Source organism: Janibacter sp. CX7, from assembly GCF_024362365.1.
GTDB lineage: Bacteria > Actinomycetota > Actinomycetes > Actinomycetales > Dermatophilaceae > Janibacter.
Map to the genome: position 1 here is coordinate 631,953 of NZ_CP101464.1, position 24,559 is coordinate 656,511.

Below are 24,559 nucleotides of genomic sequence, written 5' to 3' on the forward strand. Positions count from 1 at the left end.
CCAGCGGTCTATCACGCGCGCCCGGTCTGCCTAGGATCGGTCCGTGCCCGACGAGACCCCCACCACGAGCGTGCCGAGCTGGGACGACTACTTCCTCGGCATCGCCACGGCCGTCGCCGCCCGCGCCAAGTGCACCCGCCGCCGCGTCGGTGCCGTGCTGACGATCGACCACCGGATCATCGCGACGGGCTACAACGGCGCGGCCCCCGGCGAGCCCGACTGCCTCGAGGGCGCCTGTCCCCGTGGCCGGCTCGGCTACGACGCCGTGCCCGGTCTGGGTGACTACGACCGGCCGGGCACCGAGGGCTTCTGCATCGCGATCCACGCGGAGGTCAACGCGCTGCTCTTCGCGACCCGGGACACCAAGGGCGCGACGGCCTACATCACCGACCCTCCGTGCCCGGGGTGCCGCAAGGCGCTCGCCGCGGCCGGCATCGTGCGGGCCGTGTGGCCCGGCGGCTCCCACGATCGTCGGGGTCTGACGAACTGGGGGTGACTCTCCCCTCCCGCTGAGGCGCCTTCATGGGGACAATGAGGCATGAGCACCGACGCCAGCACCCACGACACCCCGACACCCTCCGGCGCCGTGGTGGCTGCCCTCGACGGGAGCCACCGCGACGACGCCGTCACCGCCTGGGCGGTCGCCGAGGCCGCGGCGCTGTCCGCGCCCCTGCACCTCGTGCACGCCGTCGACCTCGGTACCCCGCTGTCCGCCTACGGCGAGCTGCTCACGAGCCCCGAGATCGTCGAGCGGGTCGAGCAGGAGTCGACGAAGGTCGTCGTCGCCGCCGCCGCGCGGGTGCGGTCGGAGAGTCCCGACCTCGCCGTGACCACCGCGCTGCCGACGGGCTCGCCCACCGGCGCCCTCCTCGCCGCTGCCGAGGGGGCCCGGGTCCTCGTCGTCGGCTCCGCCCGCAAGAACCGCGCCGAGCGGATCGTCCTCGGCACGACCTCGCTGAGTGTCGTCGCGCACGCCCCGTGCGCCGTCGTCCTGGTCCCGGAGGACGTCGGGACCAAGGGGGACGGTCGCGTCGTCGTCGGCATCGACGGCAGCCAGCACAGCCGCCTCGCCTTCGACTACGCCCTCGACGCCTCGCTCGTGCGTGGTCGCGCGGTCACGACCGTCACCTCGTGGAATGTCGAGGTCGAGAACGGCGTCGTCGTCACCGAGCCCGGCTCGCCGGAGTGGGAGAGGGTCGACTCCCGCTACCGCGAGATGGCCGAGCGCACCATCACCGAGGGCCGTGCGGCCCACCCCGAGGTCGACGTCACCGTCGAGGTCCGGCACGGCCGGGCCGCCGACGCCCTCGTCGAGGTCGCTGCGGGCGCCGACCTGCTCGTCGTCGGCTCGCGCGGTCGCGGCGGCTTCCGCGGGCTGCTCCTCGGCTCCGTCTCGCAGCGGGTGCTCGCCCTGGCGACCTGCCCGGTCGCGGTGCTCCACCACCGGGGCTGATCGCCCGGCCGCCTCAGCGGGCGTGGGCCGCCTGGAAGTCGCGCATGGCGGCCCACCCCTCCGGGTGGTCCTGGGGGCGGTGGTCCGCACCCGGCAGGACGAGGTGCGTCGCCCCCTTCGCCTCGAGGGCGGCGGCGACCTCCGTGTACATCGGCCGGTCGTCGCCGGTGATGACGAGCGTCGGCACCAGGCGCGGGGTGTCGGTGCGCAGCGCGACCTCCCAGGGGGCCGGGGTGGCTCGGATCCGCGCGGCGAGGGCATCGCAGGTGACGGTGTCGATGTCGAGCGGGGCGTGGCTCATGCCGGCGGCGAATCGGTCGAGGAAGTCCCGTCCGTCGACCTCCGGGTCGTCGGCGACGGCGTAGACCGGCGCCATCGCGGCGATGTGGGCCTCGACATGGCGGCCACCGCGGGCGACGTCGTAGCACGCGGGCTCGATGAGCACGAGGCTGCGCAGCAGGTCGGGCCGCCGCTGCGCGGCGAGCATCGCGGTGACGGCGCCGTAGGAGTGGCCGACGACGTGCCCGCGCCCGCCGAGTGCCTCGACGACGCGGTCGGCGTCGCGCTCGGGCTGGTCGGCGGCGCAGGTGCGCTCGAGGAAGACGTGGTCGGGGTCGGCCTCCTCCGCCTGGAGGGGCCAGGCCTGCGCGCCGCTGCGGCCGCGGCCGTGGATGAAGACCGTGCGCACGGTCGGGGTGTGCCAGCCCATGTCAGCCCCTCGCCCGCAGCCGTCCGCCGGGCAGCGCCGGGGCGGGAAGGGGGGCGGGCTGCCCCTCGGGGAAGGGACCGAAGCGCTCCTCGCCCTCCGGCGGCTGCTCGCCGATCTCGGCCATCCAGCGGTCGCGGGCGGCGACGACGTCCTCGTGGCTGCGGCCGACGAAGTTCCACCACATGACGATCTGCTCGCCGAGCGGCTCACCGCCGACGAGCACGAGGCGGGCGCCGGTGCGGGAGGTGAGGGTGAAGCGCTCGCGGCCGGTGCCGACGTAGCCCAGCTCGCCCCGCTCGAGGGCGGTGCCGTCGATGCTCACGTCGCCGTCGTCGAGCAGCACGGCGTGCTCGTGGCCGGCCGGGACCTCGACGACGGTCTCGGCGTCGGCGTCGAGCAGCAGCTCGGCCCCGGTGAGGGCGCCGTGGGTGACGACGGGGGAGCGCTCGCCGAAGAGCTCGCCGAGGAAGACTCGGGCGATGCCGCCGGGGACGTAGGCCGGCTCGGGCACGTGGTGGTCGAAGGTCGGCTCGGTGTCGACGGCGTCGCCCGGCAGCGCGAACCACAGCTGCACCCCGTGCAGCACGCTCGTGTCCGGCGTGGAGAACTCGGAGTGGCTGACGCCGCGCCCGGCCGTCATGAGGTTGAGCTCGCCGGGGCGGACCATCGCGTGCGCACCCGTCGAGTCGCGGTGCTCGATCTCGCCGGTGAAGAGCCACGAGACGGTCGCCAGCGCGGTGTGCGGGTGCCGCGGCACGACCATGCCGCCGGTGGCCGCGACGTCGTCGGGCCCGTAGTGGTCGAGGAAGCACCAGCCGCCCACGAGGGAGCGGGCTCTGGAGGGGAGGGTGCGTCGCACCGTCATCGCCCGGGGGCCGCCGAGGGGGACCTCCCGGGGCGCCAGGATCTGCACGTCGTCCACCACTCCCACGCTACCCCCGCGTCGTGGTGGACAGGGATCCGTCCGCTCGGAGAGGCTGTCGCCGTGACGGAGTCGACGGACCACCTGCACGCCCTGGCTGCCGCGAAGGGGGTCGAGACCCAGTGGTGGGACTGGCGCGGCGAGCACCGCGAGGTGCCGCCGGAGTCGCTGCGCGCGGTCCTCGCGGCGATGGGGGAGGAGGTCGGCGACGACGCCTCGGTCCTCGCCTCGCTCGAGCGCACCCGCACGGCGCCGTGGCGCCGTACGTTGCCCCCGACCGTCGTCCAGCGCGAGGGGGACCCCCTTCGCCTCCTCGTGCACGTGCCGCACGGCAGTGGTGTGGCCGTGCACATCACGCTCGAAGGGGGGTCCCGCCGTGACCTGCAGCAGCTCGAGCACGTCGTCGAGCCGCACGACGTCGACGGTGGGCTCGTCGGCGAGGCCGCCTTCGAGGTCCCGGGCGACCTGCCGCTCGGCTGGCACGAGATCGTCGCCGAGCCCGAGGCCGGTCCGCTGTCGCCGGGCACCGACCGGGCCGTGCTCGTCACCGTGCCGCAGCGTCTCGAGCTGCCCGCGGTGGTGCAGGAGGCGCCGCGCACCGGCCTGCTGACGCAGCTGTACCAGGTGCGCGGCTCCGGCAGCCAGGGCATCGGCGATCTCGGCGACCTCGCCACGCTCGGCGAATGGGCGGCCCGCGAGCACGACGCGCACTTCGTCCTGGTCAACCCGCTGCACGCGGCCGAGCCGGTGCCACCGATGGAGCCCTCGCCCTACCTGCCGACCTCGCGCCGCTTCCTCAACCCCGTCTACATCGACCTGCGACAGCTGCCCGGGGCCGAGACGCTGCCGCCGCAGGCGCGCGCGGAGATCGAGGCCCTCGCCGTGCAGGCCAGGGTCCTCGACGCCCACGACACCATCGACCGCGACGCGGTCTGGGCGCTCAAGGAGCCGGCCCTGCGCACCGCCTTCCGCCACCTCGGCGCGGGGCAGGCGCGCGAGGTCGGCGCGCTGCACGCGACCGAGGGGCAGGCGCTCGTCGACTTCGCGACGTGGTGCTCGCTGGCGGCCACCCACGGGGCGCTGTGGGAGAGCGAGTGGCCGACCGACCTGCACGATCCCGCAGGGCCCGCCGTCCGCGCGCACCGCGAGGCCCACCGCGAGGAGATCTCCTTCCACGTGTGGCTCCAGTGGGTCGTGCGCACCCAGCTGACGCGGGCCCAGCAGCGCCTGCGCCAGGCGGGCATGGGCATCGGTGTCGTCACCGACCTCGCCGTCGGCATCCACCCCGAGGGTGCCGACGCGTGGGCGCTATGCGATGCGCTCGCCCGGGGCGTGGACGTCGGCGCACCGCCCGACCAGTTCAACCAGCTCGGGCAGAACTGGTCGCAGCCGCCGTGGCGGCCCGACCGGCTCGCCGAGCTCGGCTACGCCCCCTTCCGCGACATGCTGCGGGCCGTGCTCGCCGGTGCCGGTGGCGTGCGCGTCGACCACGTCATCGGGCTCTTCCGCCTCTGGTGGGTGCCCGAGGACTGCTCGCCGGGGGAGGGGGCCTACGTGCGCTACGACCACGAGGCGCTCGTCGGGATCCTCGCCCTCGAGGCCCACCGGGCCGGTGCCCTCGTCGTCGGCGAGGACCTCGGTGTCGTCGAGCCGTGGGTGCGCGAGCACCTCGCCGAGCGGGGCGTCCTCGGCACGAGCGTCGCGTGGTTCGAGTGGGGCGACGACGGCCGGCCGCTGCCGCCGGAGGCCTACCGCGAGCTGTGCCTGGCGACCGTGACCACCCACGACCTGCCGCCGAGCGCGGGCTACCTCGGCCTCGAGCACGTCGCCATCCGTGAACGGCTCGGCCTGCTCACCCGACCCGTCGACGAGGAGCGCGCCGCCGAGGAGGCGAGCGTGCGGGCGGTGCGTGAGGCCCTGCACGAGCGGGGGCTGCTCGCCGACGTCGACGCCGACCCGGCTGAGGTGGTGGCCGCGCTGCACCACTGGCTGGGGCTGACCCCTTCGCGCCTGCGGGGCATCGCCCTGACCGACCTCGTCGGCGACGTGCGGGCGATCAACCAGCCCGGCACCGACGAGGAGTACCCCAACTGGCGGCTGCCGCTCGCCGGCCCCGACCGGCGGCAGGTCAGCCTCGACGACGTCGTCGAGGGGGTCGTGGGGACCCGCTCGCCGGAGTCGCCGCGATCCTGACCCGCGCCGCGATATCGGCGGTGTCACGGCCGGATCACCGCAAGGTTTCCGGAACGTGAGGGTTAACCCTGCATCTCCTTTGACCGGTGCCGGGGCGGTCACCGAAGAGTCACAGTTGTGTCTCAGGGCACACCGGGTCATGGTGCGAATCGACCTCGTGGTTTTTGATGTCACGAGCAGTCGCGGACCGCGCTGCGACCCCAGGGGTGGACCCGCATCGAGCCGGGAAAGCCGATAGACCCGCCTTCCCGGCGGCATGACGTAGGAGGACCCATGCGAGTGAAGTCTCGCGCGATGGCAGTTGCCAGCATCTCCGCGATCGCACTTCTCGCGACCGCGTGCGGCGGCGACAGCGACAGCGACAGCACCTCGGGCGGCGGCGGCGCCGGCGGCGAGATCAAGGCCGGTGGCTGCAACCCCGAGAACCCGCTGGTTGCGGGCAACACCGCAGAGACCTGTGGCGGTGACGTCCTCGACGTCCTGACCGCCAAGCTGGTCCACTACAACCCCGAGACGGCCGAGCCCGAGAACGACATCGCCGAGTCGATCGACACCGATGACAACCAGAACTTCACGGTGAAGATCAAGAAGGGCTACAAGTTCCACGACGGGACCGAGGTCAAGGCGAAGAACTTCGTCGACGCCTGGAACTACACCGCCTTCGGCCCCAACGGCCAGCAGGGTGGCTACTTCTTCGAGCCCTTCGAGGGCTACGACAAGGTCTCGGACCCCAAGTCCAAGGTCAAGGAGCTGTCGGGCCTGAAGGTCGTCGACGACTACACCTTCACGATCAAGACCTCCGAGAAGGTCTCGAACCTCCCGCTGCGCCTCGGCTACACCGCCTTCGCCCCGCAGCCCGACTCCTTCTTCGACGACCCGGAGGCCTTCGGCAAGAAGCCCGTCGCCGCCGGCCCGTACAAGTTCGACTCGTGGGACGAGAACTCCTCGATCGTCGTCAGCAAGTTCGACGACTACGCGGGTGACTTCGGTGGCCAGGCCGACAAGATCACCTTCCAGATCTTCCAGGACGCCGACGCCGAGTACACCGCCCTCCAGGCCGGCGAGATCGACGTCGTCCGCCAGATCCCGGCGAGCGCGCTCATCGACGACAAGTTCAAGAGCGACCTCGGTGAGGGCCGTTACCTGGAGAAGGAGAACTCCACCCTCCAGTTCATCGGCATGAACTACCACGTCACGCCGGAGCTGAAGAACGTCAAGGTCCGCCAGGCGATCTCGATGGCCATCGACCGGCCGACCATCGTCAAGCAGATCTTCAACGGCGCGATGACGCCGGCCACCGGCTGGGTCTCCCCGATCGTCGACGGCTACAAGGAAGGCGCCTGCGGCGAGTACTGCACGTACAACCCGGAGAAGGCCAAGCAGCTGCTCAAGGAGGGTGGCGGCTTCAAGGGCAAGCTGACCCTGACCTACAACGGTGACGGCGGCCACAAGGAGTGGACCGAGGCGGTCTGCAACTCGGTCAACAAGGCCATCGGCATCGACTGCGTCGCCACCCCGGCGGTCGACTTCAAGACCATGCTGACCAAGCTCGGCGAGGACGAGCTCAAGGGCATGTTCCGCATGGGCTGGGTCATGGACTACCCGTCGATCGAGAACTACCTCGCGCCGATCTACGGCAAGGGTGCCGGCTCGAACTACTACGGCTACGACAACGCCGACTTCCAGGCCAAGATGAAGGAGGCCGGCGCTGCCGAGACCCCCGAGGAGGCCAACAAGCTGTACCAGGAGGCCGAGGGCATGATCGCGAAGGAGTTCACGACCATCCCGACGTGGTACGGCAAGACCATCATCGGTTGGTCGGAGCGCGTGGGCGACGTCCAGGCGACGCCCTTCGGCAGCCCCGACCTGGCGGCGATGACCGTCAAGGAGTGACCCTGATCCAGGGCTGACTTCGCACTGCACCGGCCGGCCATCGCTCGATGGCCGGCCGGTGGCGTGCCGACCTCCCGCCGATCGCGGATACCGGTCACACCCAATGAGTTACCCTCTCCCGGCACCCCGGGACTGAGGTGCGCTACCAGCTCCATAGGAGGTGCACGTGGGCAAGTACATCGTTCGCCGATTGCTCCAGATGATCCCGGTGATCATCCTCTCCACGTTCCTGATCTACGCCATGGTCTTCGCCATGCCCGGCGACCCCACGGCAGGCAAGTGTGGCGAGCGGCCGTGTCCCGCTGCCTACGTCGAGAAGTTCAACGAGAAGTACCACCTGGACGACCCGCTGCCGGTCCAGTACGGCTACTACGCCAAGAACGTCCTGCAGGGCGACTTCGGCGAGAACCAGTACGGCAACTCCGTGGCCGAGGAGCTCGGTGAGCGCTTCACGGTCACCGGCAAGCTCGCCGTCATGGCCCTGGTCTTCGAGGGCGTCATCGGCATCATCGCCGGTGTCCTCGCAGGTCTGCGCAAGGGCGGGTTCATCGACAACCTCGTGCTCATCAGCACGCTCTTCGTCATCTCCGTGCCGATCTTCGTCGTCGGCTTCGCGGCCCGCTACTTCCTCGGCCTCAAGTGGGGCATCTTCCCGGCGCTGGCGTCCGGCAAGGACCCGAGCTTCTACAGCCTGATCATGCCGGCGATGGTGCTCGGCTCGACCTCCTTGGCCTACATCGCGCGCCTCATGCGCACCAACATCGCCGAGAACATCAAGTCCGACTACGTGCGCACCGCGAAGGCCAAGGGCCTCTCGCCCAAGCGCATCATCGGCATCCACACCCTGCGCAACTCGATGATCCCCGTCATCACCTTCATGGGCTACGACTTCGGTGCCCTGCTCGGTGGCGCCATCGTCACGGAGGGCATCTTCAACATCATGGGCGTCGGTGGCTACATCTTCACCGGTATCCGCAACCGTGACGGCATCGCCGTCGTCGGGGCGGTCACGGCGCTGGTCATCGTCTACCTGGTGATGAACCTCATCGTCGACCTCCTCTACGGCGCCCTCGACCCGAGGATCAGCAATGACTGACAAGAGCACGGCCCAGGACGCCGCACAGGACCCCGGCCAGGACGAGGCGACGTCGACGACGACGCGCGAGGCGGCCATCGCGGTCGGCACCGCGCCCGAAGGGGGCGAGGCCCGCTCCCTCACCGCGGACGCCTTCGCCTCCCTTCGTCGCAACCCGCTCTTCTGGATCTCGGGGGTGCTGATCATCATCCTCCTGCTGATGGCGATCTGGCCCTCCCTCTTCACGACCTACGACCTGAAGTTCAACGACCTGAGCAAGGCCCGCCAGACCCCGAGTGGCGAGCACTGGTTCGGCACCGACACCCAGGGCCAGGACATCTACACCCGCACGATCTACGGCGCCCGCGCGTCGATCATCGTCGGCGTGCTCTCGACCCTCGGCGTGCTCCTGCTCGGGTCCTTGCTGGGTCTGATCGCCGGGTACATCGGCGGCTGGGTCGACGCCCTCATCAGCCGTGCCGGCGACATCTTCTTCGCCATCCCGCTGCTGCTGTCGGGCATCATCTTCCTGTCCTCGATCCGGGAGCGGGAGGAGATCTTCGGCATCCCGATCCAGGGCTACTTCGGCGTCGTGATGCAGGTCGTGCTCGTCTTCGTCCTCTTCGGCTGGCCGAGCCTCATGCGCCTCATGCGCAGCTCGGTCATCCAGGTCAAGCCCAACGACTACGTCCAGGCGGCCCGCGCCCTCGGCGCCTCGCCGATGCGGATCATCCGCCGGCACGTCCTGCCCAATGCGATGGCCCCGGCGATCGTCGTCACGACGATCAACCTCGGCAGCTACATCGCCGCGGAGGCGACGCTGTCCTTCCTCGGCATCGGTCTGCGCCCGCCGACCGTGTCCTGGGGTGTGATGATCAACGACGCCCTCGTGCCGCTGCAGACCTACCCGCACATCCTCTTCTTCCCGGCGCTCTTCCTGAGCATCACGGTCCTGGCCTTCATCATGCTCGGCGACGCCGTGCGTGACGCCTTCGACCCGAAGGGGCGCTGAGAGACAGGTGAGTGACCACATGACCACACCGACGACCCCGTCGTCCGGCGAGCACCTGCTCGAGGTCGACGACCTCCACGTCGAGTTCCACACCCGGGAGGGCATCGCCAAGGCGATCAACGGCGTCAACTTCACCCTCGACGAGGGCGAGACGCTGGCGATCCTCGGCGAGTCCGGGTCGGGCAAGTCCGTGACCGCGCAGGCGATCATGGGCATCCTCGACATGCCCCCGGCCGTCATCCCGGGCGGGCGGATCCTCTACAAGGGTCAGGACCTGCTGACCATGCCAGAGGAGGCGCGGCGCGCGACCCGTGGCCCGGAGATCTCGATGATCTTCCAGGACGCGCTCAGCTCGCTCAACCCCGTCTTCCCGGTCGGTTGGCAGATCGCGGAGATGTTCCGCGTGCACCGCGGGTCCAACCGCGCGGACGCCTACGCCGAGGCCGTGCGCCTCATGGAGCGCGTCAACATCCCGGCGGCCAAGGACCGCGTCAAGGCCTACCCGCACCAGTTCTCGGGCGGTATGCGGCAGCGCATCATGATCGCCATGGCGATCGCGCTCGACCCCAAGGTGCTCATCGCCGACGAGCCGACGACGGCGCTCGACGTGACGGTCCAGGCCCAGATCATGTCCCTCCTGCAGGAGCTGCAGGAGGAGTTCAAGATGGGTCTGATCCTCATCACGCACGACCTGGGTGTCGTTGCCGACGTCGCTGACCGCATCGCGGTCATGTACGCCGGTCGGATCGTCGAGCGGGCCGACGTCGACGAGATCTACGCGCGGCCGGGTCACCCCTACACCCGGGGTCTGCTCGAGTCGATCCCGCGCCTGGACCAGAAGGGCCAGTCGCTCTCGGCCATCGGTGGCCTGCCGCCGAACCTCACCCGCATCCCCGAGGGGTGCGCCTTCAACCCGCGCTGCGTCATGGCGCAGGACATCTGCCGGACCGAGCGCCCCGAGCTGCTCGACATCGGCCCGCGTCGCCAGTCCGCCTGCCACTTCAGCCAGGAGGTGCTCGATGCCTGAGGCGATCCTCACGGCCAAGGGCCTGAAGAAGCACTACCCGATCAAGGGCGGTGTGCTCCGCACGACCGTCGGCCACGTCAAGGCCGTCGACGGTGTCGACTTCGAGCTCTACAAGGGCGAGACGCTCGGCATCGTCGGTGAGTCCGGCTGCGGCAAGTCGACCCTGGGTCGACTGCTCATGCGGCTCGAGGAGCCGACCGAGGGCACCGTCGACTTCGACGGGGTCGACATGTACAGCCAGTCGGGGTCCGCGATGCGCAAGCTGCGTCGCGACATCCAGATCGTCTTCCAGGACCCCTACACCTCGCTCAACCCCCGGCGCACCGTCGGCGAGATCGTGGCCGAGCCGCTGGAGATCCACTCCGACGTCGTGCCGCGTGGTGGACGCAAGCGCCGGGTCCAGGAGCTGCTGGAGCTCGTGGGTCTCAACCCCGAGCACATCAACCGCTACCCGCACCAGTTCTCCGGCGGCCAGCGCCAGCGCATCGGCATCGCCCGTGGCATCGCGCTCAACCCCAAGGTGCTCATCTGCGACGAGCCGGTCTCCGCGCTCGACGTGTCGGTCCAGGCGCAGGTCATCAACCTGATGGAAAAGCTGCAGGACGAGCTCGGCCTGTCCTACATCTTCATCGCCCACGACCTGTCCGTGGTGCGCCACATCTCCGACCGGGTCGGGGTCATGTACCTCGGCCGCATGGTCGAGATCGGCGACGAGGACGACATCTACTCGCGCCCGACGCACCCCTACACCCAGGCTCTGCTCTCCGCCGTGCCGGTGCCGGACCCGACCCTGCGCGGCAAGCGCGACCAGATCGTCCTCAGCGGCGACGTGCCGTCCCCGGCCAACCCGCCGCAGGGCTGCCACTTCCACACCCGCTGCTGGAAGGCGCAGGACATCTGCCGCACGGAGACCCCCGTGCTCGAGCTGCGCAGCGACGGTGCCGGCGAGCACCCCTCGCGCTGCCACTTCGCCGAGCCGCGGGTCATCGTCGAGACGCAGGACGTGACCGACATCGACTCGGGCCTCTTCGCCGGCCAGGGCCTCGCCGACGTCGACGACGTGATGGCCGCGGGCCGAGCCGGTGGCGCTGCCGCCGGTGGGGCCACGACCGACACCTCGACGGCCGGGGCGTAGTCGGGTCACCGACCGCACCACGACGAAGGGGGTGTCCCACCGATCGGTGGGACACCCCCTTCGCCGTGCCGGTATCCGCTAGGAGAAGGGGATCTCCCCGACGATCCGCTCGGCCTCCGCCTCCGCTGCGAGGGCCGCGCCGGTCTCGTCGACCGTCGCCGTGACGGCGTGCGGCTGGATCTCGCCGGAGGCGATCTGCTCGGCCCAGTGGCAGGCGACCTTGTGCTCGGCGGCGTCGGAGACGACCCGCAGCTGCGGACGCTCGGTGTCGCAGCGGGTCTCCTGCCGCCAGGGGCAGCGGGTGTGGAAGCGGCAGCCCGACGGCGGGTTGGCGGGGGAGGGCAGGTCGCCGCTCAGCAGGATCTGCTCCCGGGTGTCCTCGACGACCGGGTCCGGCACCGGCACGGCGGACAGCAGGGCCCGCGTGTAGGGGTGCAGGGGAGTGGCGTAGAGGTCGTCGGCCGGGGCCTCCTCGACGATGCCGCCGAGGTACATGACCCCGACGCGGTCGCTGATGTGCCGCACCACCGCGAGGTCGTGGGCGATGACGAGATAGGTCAGGCCGTACTCGTCCTGCAGGTCGGACATGAGGTTGATGACCTGCGCCTGCACCGACACGTCGAGCGCGGAGACTGGCTCGTCGGCGACGATGAGCTCGGGGTCGACGCTCAGGGCCCGGGCGATGCCGATGCGCTGGCGCTGACCGCCGGAGAACTCGTGGGGGTACTTCTTCAGGGCGGCGGGCGGCAGACCGACGTCGGCGAGCAGCTGGCGCAGGCGGGGCTCGGCCTCCTTGGCGTCCTTGGCGATCCCGTGGGCCTTCATCCCTTCGACGAGCAGCGCCTCGACGCTCTGGCGCGGGTCGAGGCTGCCCATCGGGTCCTGGAAGACCATCTGCAGGTCCTTGCGCCGGCTCCGCAGTGCCTCGCCCGTCAGCGTGGAGATCGGCTCGCCGTCGAAGGTGACCGTGCCGTCGGTCGCCGGCTCGAGGTGGAGGATCGCGCGGCCGAGGGTGGACTTGCCGCAGCCGGACTCGCCGACGAGTCCGTAGGTCTCGCCGCGACGGATCTGCAGGTCGACACCGTCGACGGCGTAGACGTGGCCGACGACCTTGTCGAAGACGACGCCCTTGGTGATCGGGTAGTGGACCTTGAGGCCGCGGACGTCGACGAGGACGTCGGTGTCGCTGGTCGTGGCGGTCGGCTCGGGGCTCGTGGTGGTCATCGGACCTCCTCGGTCGTCGCGGCCTCGGCGGGCGAGGGGTCGCCGGCGAGGGGGTTGAAGCAGCGCAGCGCACGCGAGCCCCCGACGGCGAGGTCGGGGGTGGCCTCGCGGCAGTGGTCGGTCGCGCTGGCGCACCGTGGGGCGAAGGCGCACGAGCTCGTCCACGGGAGGTTGTCGGCGACCGACCCGGGCACGGGGTCGAGCCGCGCGCCGCGCTCGCCGTCGAGGCTCGGGACGCTCGAGAGCAGCCCGCCGGTGTACGGGTGGCGCGGCTGGGCGAAGAGGTCGTGGCGCTCCGCCCGCTCGACGATGCGGCCGCCGTAGAGGACGTTGATCTCGTCGCACAGCCCGGCGACCACACCGAGGTCGTGGGTGATCATGATCAGGGCCGTGCCCGTCTCCTCGACCAGCTCGCGCAGCAGCGCGAGGATCTGGGCCTGGATCGTCACGTCGAGCGCCGTCGTCGGCTCGTCGGCGATGAGCAGCCGGGGTTCGCAGGCCAGGGCCATGGCGATGAGCGCGCGCTGGCGCATGCCGCCGGAGAGCTGGTGCGGGTAGTCCTTGAGCCGGCGGTCGGGGTCGGGGATGCCGACCTTCTTGAGCATGTCGCGCGCGTGGGGCGTGGCCTCCTTGCGCGACATGCCCTTGTGCCGCTCGAGCACCTCGGTGACCTGTCGGCCGATGGGGACGACGGGGTTGAGGGAGGAGAGCGGGTCCTGGAAGATCATGCTGACGTCGCGGCCACGCCGCGCGCGCATCTGCTTGTCGGAGAGGCCGAGCAGGTCGGTGCCGTCGAAGGTCACCGAACCGCTGACCTCGTTGCCGCGGCCGGGCAGCAGGCCCATGATCGCGAGCGACGTGACCGACTTGCCGCAGCCGGACTCGCCGACGAGGCCGACGGTCTGACCGGGCTGGACGTCGAAGCTGACCCCGTCGACGGCGGCGAAGGGGGCCTGCCCCTGCCGCGTGAAGGTCACCGACAGGTCGCGCACGGACAGCAGGGGAGTGCCGGCGCCCGGACGGGCACCGCGGGGCGTGGGGGCGGTCGTCATGCCGCTCACCTCCGGCTCTTGGGGTCGAGCGCCTCGCGCAGCGACTCGCCCATGAGGGTGAAGCCGAGGGCGACGACGATGATGCAGATGGCCGGGTAGAAGGCCAGGTGCGGGTGGTCCTGGAAGTAGACCTCCGAGGTGCCGAGCATCTGGCCCCACTCGGGGACGCGGTCGTCGGGCAGCCCGAGACCGAGGTAGGAGAGCGCCGCGGCGTCGATGATCGCCGTCGCGAGCACGAGGGTCGCCTGGACGATGACCGGGCCGAGCGAGTTGGGCAGCATGTGCCGCAGGACGATGGCCGAGCGCTTGACGCCGAGTGCCCGGGCGGCGAGGACGTGGTCCTTGCTGCGCTGCGCGAGCATCGAGCCACGCAGCAGCCGGGCGAAGATCGGCACCTGGACGACGGCGATGGCGATGATGACCGTCCACTGGCTCGGTCGGGCGGCGATGGCCGCGATGGAGAAGGCGAGCAGGAGGCTCGGGATCGAGAGCATGACGTCGACGACGCGCATGATGACCGCGTCGACCACCCCGCCGAAGGCGCCCGCGAGGGTGCCGAGCGCCAGCCCCCCGCCCAGCCCGCCGAGCGTCGCGGCCACGCCGACGACGAGGGTCTGGCGCGAGCCGACGAGCAGCCGGGAGAAGAAGTCCCGTCCCGAGCTGTCGGCCCCGAGGGGGAAGCCCGGCTCCGCGCCGGGGATCGGGTTGGACTGCGGGCTCACCTTGTCGATGAGGGGGTTGTCGGCCGGGTCGTGCGGTGCGATCCACGGCGCGATGATCGCGAGCACGACGAAGGCGATGGTGATGGCCAGGCCGAGCAGGAAGATCGGGTTGCGGCGCAGCCGGCGCCACGCGGAGGCGACGAGGCCGACCCCGGCTCCGTCGTCGATCGTGCCGGCCTCGATGACGGTCGCGCCGCCCGTGGCGCCGCTCGTGGCGGCGAGGTCGTCGATGCGCTGCTTGCGCCGGGCGCCGAGGCCGCGGCGGGGCCGGTCCGGCTGCTCGTCCGGGTGCTGGGAGTCCTGGCTCATCGGGTCCTCACTCGGGGGTCGACGACGGCGTAGAGGACGTCGACGACCAGGTTGACGATGACGTAGGTGACCGCGGCCGCGAGGATGAGCACCTGCAGCACCGGGTAGTCGCGCAGGGTGAAGGCCTGGCGCAGGGCGTCGCCGATGCCGGCGATGTTGAAGACCGACTCCGTGAGCACCGCGCCGGCGAGCAGGCCGCCCATCTGCAGACCGATCGCGGTGAGCACGGGCAGCAAGGCATTGCGCATGACGTGTCGACCGCGCACGACCCGCTGGGTCAGGCCCTTGGCCTGGGCGGTGCGCACGTAGTCCTCGTCGAGGACCTCGAGCACGCTCGCGCGGGTGATGCGGAAGATCATCGAGAAGGGGATGGAGGCCAGGGCGATGCCCGGCAGGATGAGGTGCTTGAAGGCATCCCACGACGCATCCCACTCGCGGGTGAGCAGGCCGTCGAGGATGAAGAAGCCCGTCACGCGGGTGGCGTCGACCTCCTGGCGCCCGGAGACCGGCAGCCAGTGCAGCTCCTGGGCGAAGACGTAGCGCAGGAGGAAGGCGAGGAAGAAGACGGGGACGGCCACGCCGACGAGCGAGCCGACGATGCTGAGGTTGTCGAGCAGGCCCCCACGGCGCTTGGCGGCGAGGTAGCCGAGCGGCAGGGCGAGGCCGATGGCGATGACCAGGGCCACCGCGCTGAGCTCGATCGTCGCTGGGAAGCGCTCGAGGAGGAGGTCCATCGCCGGCTTGCCGGGCTGGACGCCGTTGGAGACGCCGAAGTCGCCGGTGACCGCGCGCTTGAGGAAGGTCCAGTACTGCACCCAGATCGGCTCGTCGAGGCCGAGCTCGTGGGTCAGCCGGGCGCGGGTCTCGGGGGTGGCGCGCTCACCGAGCATCGCCGAGACGATGCCGCCCGGCAGCGCGCGCAACCACAGGAAGAGCAGCAGCGAGAGCACGAAGACGACGAGCACCAGCTGCATGAGCCGGCGGATGATGAATCTCAGCACGTGGGGACTCCTGACGTGGACCGCGGACCGGGGCCGCCCCGACCGGTCGGTCGAGGCGGCCCCGTCACGAGGTCACCTGCGGGTGTGGGTCACTTGCCGCCGACCGTGACCGACGAGAAGCGCTCGGCGGTCAGCGGGCTGGCGACGAGACCCTCGACGTCCTCGTTGACGACGATCGCGGGCGGCGAGTGCGAGATCGGCAGGCCGGGCACGTACTCGTCGTGGATCTTCTTGTTCAGGTCCTCGTACTTCTTCGTCCGCTCGGCCTCGTCGACCGTCTGGTCGGCGTCCTTGAGCTCCTTGCTCAGGTCGGAGCCGAAGTCCGTCGCGGAGGTGTGGAAGTCGTTGGACTTGAGGTTGCCGAAGAAGGTGCCGATGAAGTTGTCGGCCGAGTTGTAGTCACCCGTCCAGCCGAGCAGCCAGGCGTCGAACTGGCCGTTGTCGACGCCGTCGAGGTAGCCGCCGTTCCACGGCTTGGTGACGACCTCGACCTTGACGCCGGCCTTCTCGAAGTCCTTGCGGATCGCCTCGTGGATCTTCTGCGGGTTGGGCATGTAGGGCCGGGTGACCTCGCTCGGGTAGGCGAAGGTCAGCTTGAGGTTCTCCTGGCCCGCCTCCTTGAGCAGCTTCTTGGCACCCTCGGGGTCGTACTTCGTGACCGCGAGGTCCTTGTTGTAGCCCTCGACGGTGTCGGGGTAGAACTGCGAGGCCGCGGTGGCGCCCTCCGGCAGCTGGGACTTGACCAGCTGCTCGCGGTTGACCGCCATGTCGAGCGCCTGGCGGACCTTGAGGTCCTTCAGGGCCGGGTTCTTCTCCGGGTTGAAGGCGACGTAGAGGACGTTGAAGGGGTCGCGGACCTCGACCTGGTTGCCGGCGTCCTCCAGACCCTTCCAGTCGACGGGGTTGGGCAGGTCGTAGCCGTTGATGCTGTCGGCCTCGAGCTCCTGCCGGCGCGTCGACTCGTTGGGGATGATGTCGAAGACGATCTCGGCGTTCTTCGCCTTGTCGCCCCAGTAGTCGTCGTTGCGCTTGAGCGTGACCGTCTTGTTGGCCTCGTCGTAGCTGTCGAAGGTGTACGGGCCGGTGCCGACGGGGTTCTCGGAGTTCTTCGGGTAGGCGAAGCCCTCGCCCTGCTTCTTGACGTCGTTGGCCTTGCCCTCCTCCAGCGCCTTGGGGGACTGGATGCCGAAGGCCGACAGCGAGAGCATCGCCGGGAACTTCGAGGTGGCCCGGGCGATCTTGAGCACGACGGTCTGGTCGTCGCTCGCCTCGCAGCTGCGGTAGAGCGAGTCCTTGCCGAAGCCCTCCATCGAGTAGGCCCAGTACTCGGCGGGGCCGGCCTGGGCGGTCTCGTTCTGGTCGGCCATGCGCTCGAAGTTGTCGCAGACCGCCTGCGCGTCGAGGGTCTCGCCGTCGCTGAACTTCACGCCCTTGCGCAGGGTGAAGGTCCACGTCTTGCCGTCCTTGGACGGTTCCCACTTCTCGGCCAGGCCGGGCCCGATCTCGGAGCTGCCCTCCTCGACCTCGACCAGACCCTCGAAGATCTGGCGGGTGACGCGGAAGGTCTCGCCGTCACTCGCGTAGAAGGGATCGAAGACCTCGGGGGCGCCGGCCGCGCCGAAGGTGAAGGTGCCGTCGGTGTCGCCACCGCCGGAGCCGGAGTCGTCGCGGTCGCTCTGGGCGCACGCGCTGAGCGTCAGTGCGGTGGCGGCGAGAGCGGCCAGGGGCGCTGCTTTCCTCATCGACATGTGTTCCTCGCTTGTCAGATCCGGCCCAGCGGGGTCGACCGGGCCGCGACCGGGGCGCCAGTGACCCAGCGCACACGGTTGCGGCAATCTAGCCCGATCCTGCGGTCGGGGCGCGGCGAGGCGACGACCTTTATCGGAGCGAGACCCGACCGACCGCAGGATGTCCGGCGAAGGGGGAAAACCCTCACCTGCTCCGTGCGAAGGGGGAGGGTCCCCCCTTCGTCCATTTGGGGCAGGGGCCCACGGGCTGAGATGATCGCGAGCATGCCCCTGATCTCTCGCAGCGACATCCGCAATGTCGCCATCGTCGCCCACGTCGACCACGGCAAGACCACCCTCGTCGACAAGATGCTCTGGCAGGGGGGTGCCTTCGGCGAGCACGACCACGTCGACGAGCGGGCGATGGACTCCGGTGACCTCGAGCGGGAGAAGGGCATCACCATCCTCGCCAAGAACACGGCGATCCACTACAACGGCCCGTCGGCCGCGGCCCACGACGCCCCCGACGGCGTGACGATCAACATCATCGACACCCCCGGCCACGCCGACTTCGGTGGCGAGGTCGAGCGCGGCCTGTCGATGGTCGACGGCGTCGTCCTGCTCGTCGACGCCTCCGAGGGCCCGCTGCCGCAGACCCGCTTCGTCCTGCGCAAGGCGCTCGCCGCCAAGATGCCGGTCATCCTGTGCATCAACAAGGTCGACCGGCCCGACAGCCGGATCAGCGAGGTCGTCGACGAGGTCTACGAGCTCTTCATGGACCTCGACGCCGACGAGGACCAGATCGAGTTCCCCATCGTCTACGCCTCGGGCAAGGCCGGCGCCGCGAGCCTGGCCCGCCCCGCGGACGGCACCCTGCCGGACAACGAGGACCTCGAGCCGCTCTTCAAGACGATCATGGAGACGATCCCGGCTCCCTCCTACGAGTCGGACGCCCCGCTCCAGGCGCACGTCACCAACCTCGACTCGAGCAACTTCCTCGGCCGCCTCGCGCTGCTGCGCGTCTTCAACGGCGAGCTGCGCAAGGGCCAGCAGGTCACCTGGTGCCGCCACGACGGCACGACCGAGCGGGTCAAGATCACCGAGCTGCTCATCACCGAGGGTCTGGAGCGCAAGCCGCTCGACACCGGTGCGGCGCGCCCCGGCGACATCATCGCCATCGCGGGCATCCCCGACATCATGATCGGCGACACCATCGCCGACGCCGACAACCCGATCCCGCTGCCGGTCATCACCGTCGACGAGCCGGCCATCTCGCTGACCCTGGGCACCAACACCTCGCCCCTCGTGGGCCGCGGCCCGACGAAGGGCACGAAGGTCACCGCCCGCATGGTCAAGGACCGCCTCGACAAGGAGCTCATCGGCAACGTCTCGCTGCGCGTGCTGCCGACCGAGCGCCCCGACGCGTGGGAGGTCCAGGGCCGAGGCGAGCTCGCGCTGGCGATCCTCGTCGAGCAGATGCGCCGCGAGGGCTTCGAGATGACCGTCGGCAAGCCGCAGGTCGTCACCCGTGAGGTCGACGGCAAGGTCCACGAGCCGGTCGAGCGCCTGACGATCGACACCCCCGAGGAGTACCTCGGCTCGATCACCCAGGTCCTCGCCGCCCGCAAGGGCCGCATGGAGCAGATGACCAACCACGGCACCGGCTGGATCCGCATGGAGTTCCTCGTGCCCTCGCGCGGTCTCATCGGCTTCCGCACCGAATTCCTCACCGAGACCCGGGGCGCGGGCATCGCGCACCACGTCTTCGAGGGCTACGAGCCGTGGTTCGGCACGATCACCACCCGCGTCTCCGGGTCGCTCGTCGCCGATCGCTCCGGGCCGGTCACCGCCTACGCGATGGTCAACCTCCAGGAGCGCGGTGCCCTCTTCGTCGAGCCGGGCACCGAGGTCTACGAGGGCATGATCGTCGGCGAGAACTCGCGCGCCGACGACATGGACGTCAACATCACCAAGGAGAAGAAGCTCACCAACGTGCGCGCCTCCTCCGCGGACAACTTCGAGAAGGTCGTCCCGCCGCGCAAGCTGAGCCTCGAGCAGTCGCTCGAGTTCTGCCGCGAGGACGAGTGCGTCGAGGTCACCCCCGACGCGGTCCGCATCCGCAAGGTCGAGCTGACCGCTTCTCTGCGGGCCCGGGCGGCAGCGCGCGCCCGCAACTCCTGAGGTCGGGGCGCCGATGAGGCGCAGCACCGCCGCCCTGGTCGCCACCGCGACCGCGCTCGCCCTCGCGGCGGGCGCGGCCGGGTGCACCCACTCCGGCGGCGGTCCCGGGCCCGGCCCGGGGACGAGCACCGGCGGCGTCAGCGGCCCGAAGGACCGCCTGACCGTGCTCTCCGCCGGTCCGCTGCCCTCGTGGGACCCGCAGCGCATCACCAGCCGTCAGACGGCGGGCTTCGCCTCGCGCACGTGGATGCGCACGCTCACCGCCTATGCCCCGGCGGCCGACCTCGCCGGTCAGCGCACCCTGCGCGGTGACCTCGCCACGAGCTCCGGCCGCCCGAGCAAGGACGCGACGACGTGGACCTTCTCCCTTCGCCCCGGGGTGACGTGGCAGGACGGCTCCGCGATCACCTGCGAGGACGTGCAGTACGGCGTCGCCCGGTCCTTCGACGCCGACATCACCTCCAGCGGCTACGCCCTGACCTACCTCGACATCCCCAAGAAGCCGGACGGCACCTCGCGCTACCCCGGACCGCTGGCGAAGGGGGGTACCTCCGCCGCCAACCGTCGGCTCCTGGAGCGAGCGGTCGAGTGCCGTGACGAGCGGACGGTCGTCTTCCACCTCGCCGAGCCGGTGGGCAACTTCGGCGAGATCGTCTCGCTGCCGGAGTTCGCCCCCTTCAAGGCCTCGCAGGAGGGCAAGGACGCGACGCACGCGGCCTTCTCCTCCGGGCCCTACCGGCTCGAGGACGGGTGGGACCCGAGCAAGGGCGGCACGTGGGTGCGCAACCGCGAGTGGTCGCGCAGCAGCGACCCGCTGCGCCGCACCGGCCCCCGGACCATCGAGCACCGCGAGGGCGTCGAGCCCAAGGACGCCGTCGAGACGATCGTCGAGGGCAAGGACGGCGGACGCACGCTCGCGCTCGACCCGCTGCCCGCATCCCTCGCCCCCGCCGTGGACGAGGCCGGCGACCTCGCGCAGACCGTCTCCGTCGACGGGCAGCTCGTCGACTACCTCGCGGTCAACGTGCGCAGCAGCGCGCTGAAGAAGTCCTCGGTGCGCACCGCACTGGCCGCCGCGACCCACCGCGAGGCCTACACCGAGGCGCTCGGCGCCGGCTCCGGCACCCCGACCTGGTCGCTGCTCGGCACCGCGCTGCCCTCCGCTCACGACACCGTGCTCGACCACGGCCCGAGCGGCGACACCGCCGCCGCTCGCGAGCAGCTGCGCGAGGCCAAGGTGCGCACCCCGGTGAAGATCACCGTCGGCTACCGCGACACGGAGGGTGCCGACGCGGCGATGCGGGCGCTCGAGGGCCCGTGGGAGGACGCGGGCTTCGACGTCACACTCAAGGCGATCCCCGAGGACGACTACTTCGAGCAGATCGGCACCCGCAAGGTCGCCGAGGACCTCGACGTCGTCTGGGCCAACTGGGGTCCTGACATCCCCTCGGCCGCCAGCGTCCTGCCGCCGCTCTTCGACGACCGGGTCAACCTGTCGAAGACCTCGGTCGGCCGCGACTACGGCCTGCTCGCCGACCGCAAGGTCGACGCCGCGATGGACCGGGCGAGCAAGCAGACCGACCGCGGCAAGCGGGCGAAGGCCTGGGCCGAGGTCGACACCGACCTCCTGCGCGACGGGGCCTACATCCCCCTTCGTCAGAGCCGACTGACCTATGTCGCCGGCTCCGAGGTCACCTCGCTCGTCGGCAACCCCGTGCACGGCGGGACGCCGGAGATGGGTCTGATCGGGGTGTCTCGATGAGCCGCGCCGAGCCCGTCCTGGTCGAAGGGCGGCCCGCGCGGCTGCTCTTCGTGCACGCCCACCCCGACGACGAGAGCCTCGCGACGGGGGTCGCCATCGCGCACCACGTCGCCGCCGGCGACGAGGTGCACGTGCTCACCTGCACCCTCGGGGAGCAGGGCGAGGTCATCCCGCCCGAGCTGGCGCACCTCGACGCCGACCACGAGGACACCCTCGGCGACTTCCGCCGCGACGAGCTGCGCGGCGCGATGACGGCCATCGGCGCCCGCAGCCGGGTGCTCGGCGAGGACCCGGCCGCCGGCCGGCTCTCGCGGTGGCGCGACTCCGGCATGGCCGGCACGCCGAGCGCGCACGACCCGCGCGCGTGGGTGCGCTCCGACACCGACGAGGCGGTCGCCGCCGTCGGCGCGGTCATCGACGAGATCGACCCCGACGTCGTCGTCACCTATGACGCCCACGGTGGCTATGCCCACCCCGACCACATCCGCACCCACGAGGTGACCCGGGCGGCCGTGGCCGCCCGGCCCGAGGGCAGCCGCCCGGCGCTCTTCGGCGTCTTCACCCCGCGCTCGTGGGCCCTGGAGGACCGCGAGGTCCTCGCCACGCTGCACGCGCCGGCCCAGCACGGCTGGACGCAGCCGACGGGGGAGCTGCCCCCTTCGGTCGTGGACGACGCGGTCGTGACCCACGCGATCGTCGACGAGGTCGCCGTGGACCGGCAGGAGGCCGCGCTGCGGCACCACCGCACCCAGGTGACGCTCGGGCCCTCGCGCACCTATGCCCTGTCCAACGACATCGCGGCGCGGCTGCCGGGGCGGGAGGGCTTCGCCCGGCTCGACCTGACGACCGGGCAGCCCGTGCCGGCCGTCGTCGTGGGGGAGCGCCCGCCGCTCGTGGCCCGCCGATGACCGGGCTGTCGCCGACGACCCTGCGGCACACCATGGCCCACTTCGCGACCGGGGTGACCGTCGTGACGACGGTTGCCGACGGGCACGACCACGCGATGACCGCCAACTCGGTCACGTCGGTCTCGCTCGACCCGCCGCTCGTCCTCGTCTGCGTCGTCAAGGACACCGGCTGGCACGAGGCCGTGACACAATCCGGCGTGTGGGGGATCTCGATCCTCCCGAGCGCGGCTCGACCGGCGGCCAGCTGGCTGAGCACCGGTGGTCGGCCGCTGCAGGGACAGCTCTCGCGCGTGCCGCACCACCGCGGCGAGCTCGGCGTCGCCCTCCTGGACGACGCCCTGGGCACCCTCGAGTGCCGCACGAGCGCCCTGCACGATGCCGGCGACCACACCATCGTCGTCGGCGAGGTCGTGACGAGCCGGGCCGATGCCCGCCGAGACGACCCACTGATCTACTACCGCAGCCAGTACACGAGCACGAGGTGACCGCATGACCCACGACGACCGCTGGAGCGACGACGAGCTCGTCGACCGGCCCCGCCGGGGGCGCGGCTGGATCGCCGGCGCCTTCGTGCTGCTCGTCATCGCGGCGCTCTACGTCGCCGCGGCGATGTACTTCGGCGACAAGGTGCCGGCCAACACCCGCGTGGGCGGCGTCGCCGTCGGCGGCAAGACGCCCGCCGAGGCCCAGAGCACGCTCGAGGAGCAGCTCGCGGACGAGGAGGCCGAGCCGGTCACCCTCGACGTCGCCGGCAAGAGCGTGGAGCTCACCCCGGCCGAGGCCGGCCTGTCCTACGACTACGAGGCCTCCGTCGCCGGCCTGACCGGCTTCAGCCTCAACCCCGTCGACCTCGTCAACCACGTGCGCGGCGGCGTCGAGCGCGAGGTCGAGGTGCAGGTCGACGAGGACGCGCTCGCCGCGGCCGTGGACGAGGCCACCGACGGCATGGACAAGAAGCCGACCGAGGGCAAGGTCTCGCTCGACGGGGCCAAGGTCGTCAAGACCTCCTCGAAGCCCGGTCTGGCGCTGGAGCGGGACAAGGCCGTCGCGGCGATCGCCGACGGGTGGCCGGCCGAGCGCAGCTTCGAGGTGCCGACCACCGCGCCGAAGCCGAAGCTGAGCCAGGCGGAGATCGACCGCTTCGCCAAGGACGACCTCACGCCGCTCGTCTCCGCGCCGGTGAAGGTCACGACGACCGATCCCAAGGGGTCCGGCGCCGCGAAGAACATCTCCTTCGAGGTCACGGCCGAGCAGCTCGCCGCCGCCGTGTCCGTCCAGGACTCGCAGGGCAAGCTCTCGGCGAAGGTCGACGAGGCGAAGCTCCAGGAGATGGCGGCCGCCGCCGGCCGGGGCTCGGGTCGCTTCCGCGCGGCGCAGGACGCGGTCGTGACGCGCAACGGGCGCAGCTTCTCCGTCTCACCCTCGAGCACCGGTCTCGAGCTGGACTCCACCGGACTGGGCGCCAAGGTCGCCGAGGCGATGAAGAAGTCCGGTGCGCAGCGCACCGTGGCGGCGACGTCGAAGCAGACGAAGCCCGACTTCACGACGATGGAGGCGCGGCGCACCCTGCCCAAGGAGCAGATCTCCACCTTCACGACCTATCTGCCGGACAACCCGGTGCGCACCAACAACATCAAGATCGCCGCTCGCCAGCTCAACGGCGCCTACGTGGCGCCCGGCGAGACCTTCTCGCTCAACGGTCTGCTCGGTCCGCGCACCGCGGCCAAGGGCTACCAGAAGGCGGGCGTCATCAACGCCGGCCGCCTCACGGAGGACTACGGCGGCGGCATCTCGCAGCTGTCGACGACCCTCTTCAACGCGGTCTTCTTCTCGGGGGCGAAGATCGAGGAGTTCCACCCGCACTCCTTCTACATCTCGCGCTACCCCGAGGGCCGCGAGGCGACGATCTCCTGGCCCGACGTCGACAACCGCTTCACCAACGACACCGGCGCCGGCATCCTCATCAACGCCTCGGTCAACGGCGACGAGGTGACGGTGAGCTTCGACGGGCGCAAGGCCTACGACAAGGTCGAGGCGAACAAGAGCGCCCGTCGCAACCTCGTGCAGCCCAAGAAGATCACCGACAACAAGAAGGGCTGCGTGCCCCAGTCGCCCGCGCCCGGCTTCTCCGTCGACATCACCCGCACCTTCATCAAGGGCGGGCGCACCGTGAAGTCGTCGAGCTTCACGACGACCTACATCCCCCAGGACGACGTCACCTGCACCAACCCCTGACGGGGCCACCCGAGCGGGG

20 protein-coding genes are annotated in these 24,559 nt (G+C 70.9%); 13 read left to right on the forward strand and 7 right to left on the reverse strand.

Annotation, left to right across the window (positions count from 1 at the left end; translation table 11 throughout):
* Positions 1–43 precede the first annotated feature (43 nt).
* Both NMQ01_RS03245 and NMQ01_RS03250 read left to right on the forward strand, forming a co-directional pair.
* A complete protein-coding gene (locus tag NMQ01_RS03245) occupies positions 44–496 on the forward strand; it encodes a deaminase (RefSeq protein WP_255185437.1) in 453 nt (150 codons plus the stop codon).
* A gap of 42 nt (positions 497–538) precedes the next feature.
* Positions 539–1,453 carry a universal stress protein gene (locus NMQ01_RS03250; protein ID WP_255185438.1) on the forward strand — a complete coding sequence of 305 codons (915 nt, stop codon included), beginning with the start codon at positions 539–541 and terminating at the stop codon, positions 1,451–1,453.
* 13 nt (positions 1,454–1,466) lie between these two features.
* Here NMQ01_RS03250 and NMQ01_RS03255 read toward each other — a convergent pair whose 3' ends face one another.
* Positions 1,467–2,162, reverse strand: a complete 696-nt coding sequence (locus tag NMQ01_RS03255; protein ID WP_255185439.1) for an alpha/beta fold hydrolase — start codon at positions 2,160–2,162, stop codon at positions 1,467–1,469.
* 1 nt (position 2,163) lies between these two features.
* Positions 2,164–3,084 carry a pirin family protein gene (locus NMQ01_RS03260; RefSeq protein WP_255185440.1) on the reverse strand — a complete coding sequence of 307 codons (921 nt, stop codon included), beginning with the start codon at positions 3,082–3,084 and terminating at the stop codon, positions 2,164–2,166.
* A 63-nt stretch (positions 3,085–3,147) separates the two neighbouring features.
* Here NMQ01_RS03260 and malQ point away from each other — a divergent pair, with 63 nt between their 5' ends.
* The 6 genes from malQ (at position 3,148) to NMQ01_RS03290 (ending at position 11,419) form a co-directional block, all read left to right on the forward strand.
* The gene (gene malQ, locus NMQ01_RS03265; RefSeq protein WP_255185441.1) at positions 3,148–5,277 is read left to right on the forward strand and encodes a 4-alpha-glucanotransferase; all 2,130 of its coding nucleotides are present in this window, start codon (positions 3,148–3,150) and stop codon (positions 5,275–5,277) included.
* Positions 5,278–5,571: 294 nt separating this feature from the next.
* The gene (locus NMQ01_RS03270) at positions 5,572–7,170 is read left to right on the forward strand and encodes an ABC transporter substrate-binding protein (protein WP_255185442.1); all 1,599 of its coding nucleotides are present in this window, start codon (positions 5,572–5,574) and stop codon (positions 7,168–7,170) included.
* 166 nt (positions 7,171–7,336) lie between these two features.
* Entirely contained in the window at positions 7,337–8,266 is a 930-nt protein-coding gene (locus NMQ01_RS03275) for an ABC transporter permease (protein WP_255185443.1), read from the forward strand.
* A complete protein-coding gene (locus NMQ01_RS03280; RefSeq protein WP_255185444.1) occupies positions 8,259–9,257 on the forward strand; it encodes an ABC transporter permease in 999 nt (332 codons plus the stop codon). The genes NMQ01_RS03275 and NMQ01_RS03280 overlap by 8 nt, the downstream gene beginning before the upstream one ends.
* Before the next feature lie 19 nt (positions 9,258–9,276).
* Positions 9,277–10,284, forward strand: a complete 1,008-nt coding sequence (locus NMQ01_RS03285; RefSeq protein WP_255185445.1) for an ABC transporter ATP-binding protein — start codon at positions 9,277–9,279, stop codon at positions 10,282–10,284.
* Positions 10,277–11,419, forward strand: coding sequence for an ABC transporter ATP-binding protein (locus NMQ01_RS03290; RefSeq protein ID WP_255185446.1), 1,143 nt, complete (start codon positions 10,277–10,279; stop codon positions 11,417–11,419). Before NMQ01_RS03285 ends, NMQ01_RS03290 begins: the two co-directional genes overlap by 8 nt.
* Before the next feature lie 78 nt (positions 11,420–11,497).
* Here NMQ01_RS03290 and NMQ01_RS03295 read toward each other — a convergent pair whose 3' ends face one another.
* The 5 genes from NMQ01_RS03295 to NMQ01_RS03315 form a co-directional block, all read right to left on the reverse strand.
* Positions 11,498–12,643 carry an ABC transporter ATP-binding protein gene (locus NMQ01_RS03295; protein WP_255185447.1) on the reverse strand — a complete coding sequence of 382 codons (1,146 nt, stop codon included), beginning with the start codon at positions 12,641–12,643 and terminating at the stop codon, positions 11,498–11,500.
* Positions 12,640–13,695 (reverse strand): ABC transporter ATP-binding protein, encoded by a 1,056-nt coding sequence (locus NMQ01_RS03300; RefSeq protein WP_255185448.1) that lies wholly within the window; start codon positions 13,693–13,695, stop codon positions 12,640–12,642. Before NMQ01_RS03300 ends, NMQ01_RS03295 begins: the two co-directional genes overlap by 4 nt.
* Positions 13,696–13,700: 5 nt before the next feature.
* Positions 13,701–14,726 (reverse strand): ABC transporter permease, encoded by a 1,026-nt coding sequence (locus tag NMQ01_RS03305; protein ID WP_255185449.1) that lies wholly within the window; start codon positions 14,724–14,726, stop codon positions 13,701–13,703.
* The gene (locus NMQ01_RS03310; protein WP_255185450.1) at positions 14,723–15,727 is read right to left on the reverse strand and encodes an ABC transporter permease; all 1,005 of its coding nucleotides are present in this window, start codon (positions 15,725–15,727) and stop codon (positions 14,723–14,725) included. The genes NMQ01_RS03305 and NMQ01_RS03310 overlap by 4 nt, the downstream gene beginning before the upstream one ends.
* 89 nt (positions 15,728–15,816) lie before the next feature.
* A complete protein-coding gene (locus tag NMQ01_RS03315; protein WP_255185451.1) occupies positions 15,817–17,475 on the reverse strand; it encodes an ABC transporter substrate-binding protein in 1,659 nt (552 codons plus the stop codon).
* Between the two features lie 264 nt (positions 17,476–17,739).
* On the opposite strand from NMQ01_RS03315, the gene typA reads away from it, so the two are divergent.
* From typA to NMQ01_RS03340, 5 genes are read left to right on the forward strand one after another with little or no spacing between them, the layout of a single operon-like run.
* Complete coding sequence (gene typA, locus NMQ01_RS03320; protein ID WP_255185452.1) at positions 17,740–19,635, forward strand: translational GTPase TypA; 1,896 nt, start codon at positions 17,740–17,742, stop codon at positions 19,633–19,635.
* Positions 19,636–19,648: 13 nt separating this feature from the next.
* A complete protein-coding gene (locus tag NMQ01_RS03325; protein WP_255185453.1) occupies positions 19,649–21,397 on the forward strand; it encodes an ABC transporter substrate-binding protein in 1,749 nt (582 codons plus the stop codon).
* Complete coding sequence (gene mshB / locus NMQ01_RS03330; protein ID WP_255185454.1) at positions 21,394–22,305, forward strand: N-acetyl-1-D-myo-inositol-2-amino-2-deoxy-alpha-D-glucopyranoside deacetylase; 912 nt, start codon at positions 21,394–21,396, stop codon at positions 22,303–22,305. Before NMQ01_RS03325 ends, mshB begins: the two co-directional genes overlap by 4 nt.
* Positions 22,302–22,790 carry a flavin reductase family protein gene (locus NMQ01_RS03335; protein WP_255185455.1) on the forward strand — a complete coding sequence of 163 codons (489 nt, stop codon included), beginning with the start codon at positions 22,302–22,304 and terminating at the stop codon, positions 22,788–22,790. The genes mshB and NMQ01_RS03335 overlap by 4 nt, the downstream gene beginning before the upstream one ends.
* A gap of 4 nt (positions 22,791–22,794) precedes the next feature.
* Positions 22,795–24,540 (forward strand): VanW family protein, encoded by a 1,746-nt coding sequence (locus tag NMQ01_RS03340; RefSeq protein WP_255185456.1) that lies wholly within the window; start codon positions 22,795–22,797, stop codon positions 24,538–24,540.
* Positions 24,541–24,559 lie beyond the last annotated feature (19 nt).

What these genes read in the sequence shown, in the direction of transcription:
- NMQ01_RS03255 (WP_255185439.1), bottom strand. Translation starts at nt 2,162, where the DNA reads ATGGGCTGGCACACCCCGACCGTGCGCACGGTCTTCATCCACGGCCGC.
- NMQ01_RS03300 (WP_255185448.1), bottom strand. Translation starts at nt 13,695, where the DNA reads ATGACGACCGCCCCCACGCCCCGCGGTGCCCGTCCGGGCGCCGGCACT.
- NMQ01_RS03315 (WP_255185451.1), bottom strand. Translation starts at nt 17,475, where the DNA reads ATGTCGATGAGGAAAGCAGCGCCCCTGGCCGCTCTCGCCGCCACCGCA.
- NMQ01_RS03295 (WP_255185447.1), bottom strand. Translation starts at nt 12,643, where the DNA reads ATGACCACCACGAGCCCCGAGCCGACCGCCACGACCAGCGACACCGAC.
- NMQ01_RS03270 (WP_255185442.1), top strand. Translation starts at nt 5,572, where the DNA reads ATGGCAGTTGCCAGCATCTCCGCGATCGCACTTCTCGCGACCGCGTGC.
- NMQ01_RS03325 (WP_255185453.1), top strand. Translation starts at nt 19,649, where the DNA reads ATGAGGCGCAGCACCGCCGCCCTGGTCGCCACCGCGACCGCGCTCGCC.
- typA (WP_255185452.1), top strand. Translation starts at nt 17,740, where the DNA reads ATGCCCCTGATCTCTCGCAGCGACATCCGCAATGTCGCCATCGTCGCC.
- mshB (WP_255185454.1), top strand. Translation starts at nt 21,394, where the DNA reads ATGAGCCGCGCCGAGCCCGTCCTGGTCGAAGGGCGGCCCGCGCGGCTG.
- NMQ01_RS03290 (WP_255185446.1), top strand. Translation starts at nt 10,277, where the DNA reads ATGCCTGAGGCGATCCTCACGGCCAAGGGCCTGAAGAAGCACTACCCG.
- NMQ01_RS03250 (WP_255185438.1), top strand. Translation starts at nt 539, where the DNA reads ATGAGCACCGACGCCAGCACCCACGACACCCCGACACCCTCCGGCGCC.
- NMQ01_RS03340 (WP_255185456.1), top strand. Translation starts at nt 22,795, where the DNA reads ATGACCCACGACGACCGCTGGAGCGACGACGAGCTCGTCGACCGGCCC.
- NMQ01_RS03280 (WP_255185444.1), top strand. Translation starts at nt 8,259, where the DNA reads ATGACTGACAAGAGCACGGCCCAGGACGCCGCACAGGACCCCGGCCAG.
- NMQ01_RS03305 (WP_255185449.1), bottom strand. Translation starts at nt 14,726, where the DNA reads ATGAGCCAGGACTCCCAGCACCCGGACGAGCAGCCGGACCGGCCCCGC.
- NMQ01_RS03285 (WP_255185445.1), top strand. Translation starts at nt 9,277, where the DNA reads ATGACCACACCGACGACCCCGTCGTCCGGCGAGCACCTGCTCGAGGTC.
- NMQ01_RS03335 (WP_255185455.1), top strand. Translation starts at nt 22,302, where the DNA reads ATGACCGGGCTGTCGCCGACGACCCTGCGGCACACCATGGCCCACTTC.